Annotated in this window: 5 protein-coding genes and 3 pseudogenes; 6 read left to right on the forward strand and 2 right to left on the reverse strand. The window is 58.0% G+C overall.

Annotated features, from left to right (window positions below):
• Positions 1-16: 16 nt before the first annotated feature.
• Both NKH19_RS32655 and NKH19_RS32660 read left to right on the forward strand, forming a co-directional pair.
• Positions 17-502: a recombinase family protein gene (locus NKH19_RS32655; protein WP_352983815.1), complete on the forward strand. Its 486-nt coding sequence runs from the start codon at positions 17-19 to the stop codon at positions 500-502.
• 76 nt (positions 503-578) lie between these two features.
• Entirely contained in the window at positions 579-1,676 is a 1,098-nt protein-coding gene (locus NKH19_RS32660) for a recombinase zinc beta ribbon domain-containing protein (RefSeq protein WP_352983818.1), read from the forward strand.
• Positions 1,677-1,710: 34 nt separating this feature from the next.
• Here the strand turns inward: NKH19_RS32660 and istB are convergent.
• A pseudogene (gene istB, locus NKH19_RS32665) lies at positions 1,711-2,034 on the reverse strand (IS21-like element IS1631 family helper ATPase IstB); the annotation flags it as partial.
• 9 nt (positions 2,035-2,043) lie between these two features.
• Positions 2,044-3,344 (reverse strand): annotated as a pseudogene (locus tag NKH19_RS33725) (Mu transposase domain-containing protein); the annotation flags it as partial.
• 159 nt (positions 3,345-3,503) lie between these two features.
• On the opposite strand from NKH19_RS33725, the pseudogene NKH19_RS32680 reads away from it, so the two are divergent.
• From NKH19_RS32680 to NKH19_RS32695, 4 genes and pseudogenes are all read left to right on the forward strand, one after another.
• Positions 3,504-3,644, forward strand: a pseudogene (locus tag NKH19_RS32680) (ATP-binding protein); the annotation flags it as partial.
• Between the two features lie 554 nt (positions 3,645-4,198).
• Positions 4,199-5,848 (forward strand): ABC transporter substrate-binding protein, encoded by a 1,650-nt coding sequence (locus NKH19_RS32685; RefSeq protein ID WP_352983822.1) that lies wholly within the window; start codon positions 4,199-4,201, stop codon positions 5,846-5,848.
• Between the two features lie 159 nt (positions 5,849-6,007).
• A complete protein-coding gene (locus NKH19_RS32690) occupies positions 6,008-6,472 on the forward strand; it encodes a Zn-ribbon domain-containing OB-fold protein (RefSeq protein ID WP_352983824.1) in 465 nt (154 codons plus the stop codon).
• 7 nt (positions 6,473-6,479) lie between these two features.
• Complete coding sequence (locus NKH19_RS32695) at positions 6,480-7,646, forward strand: thiolase family protein (protein ID WP_352983825.1); 1,167 nt, start codon at positions 6,480-6,482, stop codon at positions 7,644-7,646.
• Positions 7,647-7,834 lie beyond the last annotated feature (188 nt).

Raw genomic sequence — 7,834 nt, forward strand, 5'->3', positions numbered from 1 at the left:
CGGCATGAAGGGCACGATGAGCGAACTGGAGCTTTCGATCCTGCGGGCCCGCTCGATCGAAGCCCTGAAGCAGAAGGCACGACGGGGCGAACTTTTCCTGACGGTGGCGATCGGTTACGTCAAGTCGGGCCGGAACCGGGTCGAGAAAGACCCGGACCTGCGGATCCGCGAGGCGATCGATCTTGTATTCCGGCGTTTCGACGAACTGCAGAGCATCCGGCAGGTGCATCTGTGGTTGCGCCGCGAGGGCATTATGCTCCCTGCCGTAAATTACACGCGCGCGGCGGACAGGGCGATCGTCTGGAAGCTGCCCGTCTACAATACGGTGCACCACATTCTCACCAACCCGATCTACGCCGGCGCCTATGCGTTCGGGCGAACCTGCAGCAAAGTCACCATAGAGGCCGGACGCAAACGGATTTTGCGTGGGATCAGGCGCGATCGCGCCGACTGGGAGGTCTTGCTCATCGACCATCACGAAGGTTACCTGAGCTGGCACTGAGAGGAATCAGCGCCTGATCACGGACAATGCCACAAGCAAAGGCCTGGTGCCGCGCGGTGCTCTTCGCCGGGGCGAGTTGCTGCTCGGCGGTCTCTTGCGCTGCGGCCATTGCGGCCGCAAGCTGCATGTCTCCTATTCCGGCAGCAACGGCAATACGGGGCGCTATCATTGCCGCGGAGCGCAGGTCAACCACGGAACCGACCCGTGCATCGGCTTCGGATCGTTGCGGGTCGATCAGGCGGTCAGCGCGGAGGTTCTTCAACGCCTTCAACCGCTCGGGATGGAAGCGGCGATCAAGGCCATCGAGACCTCCACCGTGCAGGCTGGAGAGAAGCGGCGCCATGTGGAGCTCGCACTCGAGCAGGCACGTTATGAAGCCGCCCATGCACGCCGCCAGTATGACGCCGTCGACCCGGACAACCGGCTTGTAGCAGGCGAACTGGAGCGACGCTGGAATGCCGCGCTCGTAGCCGTCCGCGAGCGTCAGGACGAGCTTGACGCGCTCGACCGCCACAAGCCTGAGGCTCTGGGAGAAGAGGAACGGCGGAACCTGCTGCGCATGGGCGCCGATCTCGAACTGGCATGGCATCATGCCAACGCCACCGCCACCACGCGCAAGCGGATCATCCGTGCCGTGATCCGTGAGATTGTCGTCGCCATCGAAGACGACCACATCAAAATGCTGGTGCATTGGCAGGGCGGCGACCATACCGCGCTTTCGGTCAGGAAGAACAAGGCAGGCCATCACCGTTGGGGCGCCCCGCCGGACATCGAGGACCTGATCCGTGCCCTGGCACGCCAATTGCCGGATAGAGCGATCGCATCGCTTCTCAACCGGCTCGGCAAAACCACGGGTCGTCTGAACGGATGGACGCAGTCCCGTGTCTGCACTTTCCGCAACCAGCACGACATCGCCGTCTACAAAAAGGACGAACGGTTGGAGCGCGGCGAGTATACATTGCAGGAAACGGCTGCGAAGCTCGGCCTGCGGCCAATGACCGTGCTGCGCATGATCCGCGCCGGCGATCTGAAGGCCGAGCAGTATTGCAAGGGTACGCCCTGGATCATCCGTCATGAAAATATCGAGCAACTCGATATCCAGCACCATTCCGGCAGGAGCGGACACAGTCCATTATCACAATCACAGGATCAGCAGATCCAGCTTTTTCAATAACATAGCGAGGTGTGCATTATGTCGTGGGATCGGTCTTGCCGACGAGCAGCGCGTTCTCTCCGGCGGCAATGAAGGCCAGCGTGTGGAGCTGGAAGCAAGTTTGGCGCGGCAATTTGGGATTGAAGGACCAGTCGAACTCGGCGAGCGTCAGTTTCTCATCGAGTCCGGGTTGCTGATATCGCCGCTCGATAAGGCGGGACTGGCGACGATCGAGTTCGTCCTGCAGGATCAAGGAGAAAGTCTCCAGGAAGGGTTGGTTTGCGCCCTGCGCCTGCAGCACGCGCGTCTGCAGCGTGTCGCGGACGCCCGACAGGCGCAGCTGTCGCAGGCAGCGTTCAATTTCAGGCATGGTCATCATGGACTTGGGCTCCAGTTTGAGGTGAGAAGGCGCAGCGGGAGCGCTCGTGGCGTCGAAGCTGGTCGGGTTGCGCAGGCGCCACGAGCGCGGATTGCTGGGGCGCGGTCGTCGTGAGCGTCGAGCTGGCCGCCATCGTTGCCGGCCTCGTGGCTCACAGCACGGCTGAAGAGGTCGCCGTATTCGGCGGGGGCGCGGATCAGTGGATGATCCTGGGTGAGCTGCGATGCCGGCTGTGGGCCTTCTTCAACCTGTTGCAGCGCCTGCTCAAATAGCCGCTCGACAGTCGGGCGTACGTGCTTGCAACGGAAGATGCCGTTGCTGATGGCATGAGCACAGGCCTGCTCGACCAGCCGTGTCGGATACTTTCGGCCAAGCACGACAATGCCCCACAGCGCGCGCTGTCCGGGGCGTCCCTCGGCAACGAATATGTGTTGGCACAGGGCCTTGGTTTGGGGGCCGATGCGACCGGCATTCGCCAGCAGCACGGCGGTTTACCGCGACGGATTGAACGGCCGTTCGTTGGTCGGCAGGACGACAGAACCGGGGTGCGTCATCCGGGGATGAACGCGCAGTAGCGCATGGGTGTAACGATCACCGATCTCGATCGTGGAAGGGTAGAGGCGCAGGATGCCCAGGCATTTTCGGAAGCCCTGCTCGGGATGCGGACGGCTGGCGAGAACAGCGGTGACCAAACCTTCGGTCTGCGGCCCAATGGATGCGGCCCAGCGCCGAAAGCGATCCGGTGTCCACTCGGCATAGCGCCGGTGCGAACTGGGCATATCATCTGGATCCGTTCCATGCCGAGGACCGCCGTAGCGGCGCTGGTGGACGGCAACGCGCTTGCCGCGATGGAAGATCTCGATGGTGCGTGCTGTGGCCCTCAGATCGACCTGCTGGCGAATGAGGCTGTGCGGCACGGAATAAAAGAAGGTCTTGAACTCGACGTGGTAATCCGTCGACACGCGGACCAAACGCCATTGCCGGCGACTGACGCCCAAGCGGCGCATGACATGGTCGTTGATGCGATCGAGTGCCTGGCCAATGGCGGCATTAGCCTCAGCCAGCGAGAAGAAGGTCTGATTGCACAGACGCTCCAGAATGCAGGATTGGGCAAAACGCACTCCATTTTCCACTTTCGATTTATCCCGAGGGCGTTTGGGCCGTGCCGGAAGAACACCGACGCCATAATGAGAGGCCATCATGCCGTAGCTGCGGTTGATCTCGGGATCGTAGAAGCTGGCGCGACTGACGCCCGACTTCAGATTGTCGGGAATTATGAGTCTGGGAACGCCCTGGAACAACCGAAACATCCGAACATGCGAGCCAATCCAGTCGGGGAGTGTTTGCGTCCAGGTCGTTTCTGCATAGGTGAGCTGGAGGCCCCGAGCACCGCCACGAAGATCTCCGCTTCGCGGATCTCACCGGTCTTGCGGTTCGCCGACAATGCGTCAGGAGCACGCCGTCGGCGACAGGACTGGGGGACATATCTGCGAGACAACACCATGAGCACGACGATACTCGATCGCCTGATGCATCATTGCCATCTGCTCGAGTTCGATGGACGCAGCTATCGCCTCAAAGAAGCCGCTGAAGCCCTTGCCCGGGAAACAAAGCAAACTAACAAATCCACTTCTGTCCTGCCTTGCGGGTGGAGGAGTTTGACAGACCCTACCCGGGGGATTTTGAAGTAACCCGCGGGGCGCCATCGGGCCGCGAAAACTAGACTGATGCTCGCTGGTTACACAGCAATTCCTGACCAGACAGTGCCATGCAAGAGCTCTGCCCATTGCGGCCAAGAGGCATCTGTACCGGCACCCAACGAAGCATCGCGTCACATTTTAGCTAGAAAGTGGCTGAATTGGTTCAAGTGACGCTGAGCAGGCATGTTAGCTCATGTCCTGACGGATGACATAGACGTGACAAGGGGGAAGAACACCGCCGTTTCGTCGTTCCCGCTATGCATCTGGCCTATTCGGAAGAGTGCTTATGGGTGGTCCGTTGTGGATCCGCACGCGCTTTGTGGTTGTTGGAAGTCTGGAAGGCGGTCGCGTGGACCGAACATTTCTACCGGCCTCACAAACCGCTTTTTAACGAAACGTATCTCGGCGCTTCGAGTGAGTGGATGAATTCGCCGAAACAAAACGTAAATGGGAGATCAGAGATCATGACCGTCTTCAAAAGTAACGGCGACCGGATTCCGGAACACATTCTCAGGATGGCAAAGCAGGCTAAGTCTGCCACATTTGACCGACGTGAATTTCTAGCCATGGCTAGCGTGTTCGGTGCCTCAACCGCTATGGCCTACGGACTAGTAGGACTGGCAAAGCCCACCGAAGCCTTCGCGGAAGAAACTCCGAAAGCCGGAGGTGTCCTGAAGGTTGCCATGACGGTCAGGCCCGCCGACGATCCACGGGCCGCCGCTGGGTCCTCGACCGGAAACGCCGAACGCCAGATGCTTGAGCCGTTAGTTAAGTATACTCGCGACCACACCTTCGAACCTTATCTGCTCGAGAGCTGGGAGGTCAACGAGGATGCTACCGAATACACGCTCCACATCCGCCCTAATGTCGTGTGGCATAATGGTGATAATCTTAATGCCGACGACGTGATATTCAACTTCACGCGTTGGGCTGAAAAATCAGCTGTGGGGAATTCGATGTCCAGCCGTATTCGCACGCTAGTTGACGAGACGACCGGTAAGTTACGAGAAGGCTCGATCGAGAAGGTCGATGACATGACGATTAAGGTCAGGCTTACGAGATCGGATGTCACGTTGATACCTAGTCTTTCGGACTATACGGCCCTTATTGTTCACCGTTCATTTGAGGAAACGGGAAAGGACTTAGTCAGGCATCCAATTGGAACTGGACCTTTTCAGCTTGTTTCGTGGGACGTTGGTCAGCGCGTCGTTTATAAGAAGCGGGAAGATGGCAAGTGGTGGAATGGTGAGGTTTACCTCGACGGTGTCGAATTGATCGACTATGGCGCGGATCCTTCGGCAATGATTTCTGCGTTCGAGGCCGGAGAAGTCCACACCACCTACGAGACCTCAGCCGAGTACGTGAAAGTCCTCGAAGGAATTGGTGCGGTTACTTCTGAGGTCGTTACCGCCGCTACCATTGTGGCACGCACTAAGGTGACGCACAAACCCTATGGCGACTCCAGGGTGCGGAACGCTTTGCAATTGGCGGTGGATAACGCTGCTGTGCTGCAGCTTGGGTACGATAATGCGGGCATCCCGGCAGAAAATCATCATGTCTGCCCTATCCACCCCGAGTACGTTGAAATTCCGAGACTTGCTCGTGACGTGGTCAAGGCCAAGGCCCTGATGACGGAAGCCGGCCAAGCAGATTTCGAGCACGAACTCATCACTAGTGATACAGAATGGGAAAAAAATACTGGTGATGCCATTGCGGCGCAGTTGCGCGAAGCTGGCATCAAGGTCAGGCGCACGGTTTTGCCAGGTTTGGCATACTGGAATGGTTGGACGAAGTATCCCTTTTCTTTGACAAGCTGGAATATGCGTCCGCTTGGTATTCAAGTGCTCGCCCTCGCCTATCGCACCGGCGAGCCGTGGAATGAAACCAGCTACTCCAACCCCGACTTTGACGCCAAGGTCAACGAGGCGCTCTCAATTACCGACCCCGAAAAACGCAAAGTCGTGATGAAGGATATCGAGACGATACTCCGAGACTCTGGCATTATTATCCAGCCGTATTGGCGTAATCTTTACAACAGCTCGGCCCTCGCAGTGAGGAATAACGCCATGCATCCGATGTATGAAGCCGACTACGGCAAAGTCTGGCTAAAGTGAAGACTAGAAGCCCGCTTATATTGAGCGGGTTAGGGAGGGCGCCGCAATCTACAAAGATGGCGGCGTCCTGGAAGAACACGTCAAAGGAGCACTTCGTGCAACAGGCAGGAAGGAGGCTTTTGGCTACGATGTCGCGGGTGCATTTGGTGAGGATATGGAATGCCTAATGATACTACCAACGCAAAGGCAACAAAGACGGAGCGAAATTCGACTCCAATTCCGATGCCCGATCAAAATGATCGCCTGAGTGCTCCGTTTTGGAGGGCCGCAAACAGCAGGCGTCTGGCAATTCAAAGATGCGATAATTGCAGGGAATTTCACCATCCTCCAGTCGGTTTGTGCCCGCATTGCCTTTCTGACAAACTGAGCTTCACCGAAGTAAGCGGAAGGGGGCAGGTGTATAGCTGGGCCATAGTCAGGAATCAGCGTATCGCCGCCTTTGCAGACAAAGTCCCTTATATAGTGGCGACGATCGAGCTCAACGATGCGCCGGGAGTGTCCCTTCTCTCAAATATGCCCGGAACGGCGGCGGACCAGATGCGGCATGATATGCCCGTAAATGTCGTTTTTCAGGAAATCGCGGAAGGCGTTTTCATTCCGCAGTTTGAATCAGCAGAAGCGTAAGGGGTAAATGATGGCGCGGGCTAAGGTTGCCGTTGTCGGCGTGGGGCATTCAAAGATCTATCGCCGTGCTGACGAGCCACTTGGGAAATTGGCGGTGGATGCAGCTCTGGCCGCAATCAGGGACGCCGGCCTCGAGGTTAAGGACATCGATGGCGTCGCGACCTCTCCGGAGCACCCGGCCGCAGGAGCCGGCGCCATGGACGGACTGGAGATCGTGAGCCCCTGGTTTATGATCAGAGCGCTGAAGCTGAACCCAAGCTGGTCGGATCTAGCCGGTTATTTGGTGGCCCAATCGTTTGTCCAGGCGGTAAACGCCGTCGCGGCCGGCACATGCAGATTCGCACTTGTTTTCCGCGCCTTGCATAACCCTACCGGAAGGTACGGTCGCATCGACCAGGCCATTGTTGGCGGAACCAATCAATGGTCATGGCCTTACGGCCTGTCTGGCGACGCGAATAGGCCGGCGCAACAACTGAGACGGTATATGCACAAATACGGCGGCACGAAGGAGCAGTTGGGAAAGTTTGTAGTTCGTAACCGCGAATACGGTTTGAAGAATCCGAACAGTTACTGGCGCCAGCACCGTCCTGAGCACCTGACGCTGGACGACTACATGAACGCACGTCCTATCAGTGAACCGCTGGGAATGTTCGACTGCGACCTGCCCGTCCAGGGGGCCGGAGCTTTTGTCATTACCTCAGTAGATCGCGCCAAGTCACTGGTCGAGCGCCCGGCGTATGTTCTCGGCAGCACTGTTTCCCCGGAGTTTACCTCGCCGGTGTGTTTTAGGGCGAGAGTAGAAGACGAGATTGAAGCGACCCGACATGTGGGCAAGCATCTTTATGCGAATGCAGGCATCTCCATTAAAGATGTTGATGTTGCTAACCTATATGACGGCTACACACCGTTTGTTGCTTATTGGGCCGACGGCATGGGATTTTGCCCTGAGGGCGAGGGACTGGCCTGGATCGCCGATCCGGACGTTCCGCTGAACACCTCAGGAGGAAACCAGGGATGTGGTCGTATTCAGGGTGTGCCACATCTAATGGACAGCGCGATGCAGGTTATGGGCCGCTCCGGCGAGCGGCAGGTCGCGGGCGCAAATATCGCGCTGGCCTGCGTCGGATCGCCGAATGAGTCGGTCGGCTTAGTCTTCTCGAGTGAAGCTTACTAGTTGCTGAAAATCACTCGCGCGGCGCCCACTGGCTTTCGATAGCCTGTCAGTCTGCGAGAGCCGCACGCAGAGAGGCCGAAGGCTTCAAGCCGGGCGAAACGAGATAATCGGAAACCGCCAATCAAAGGGAAATGATATTGTGTCTGCAGGATCGTTCTTAGACGGCATCCGGGTAATCGAAGTCGCTG

The organism is Mesorhizobium sp. M1338, from assembly GCF_040318045.1.
In the GTDB taxonomy this organism is placed as follows: domain Bacteria; phylum Pseudomonadota; class Alphaproteobacteria; order Rhizobiales; family Rhizobiaceae; genus Mesorhizobium.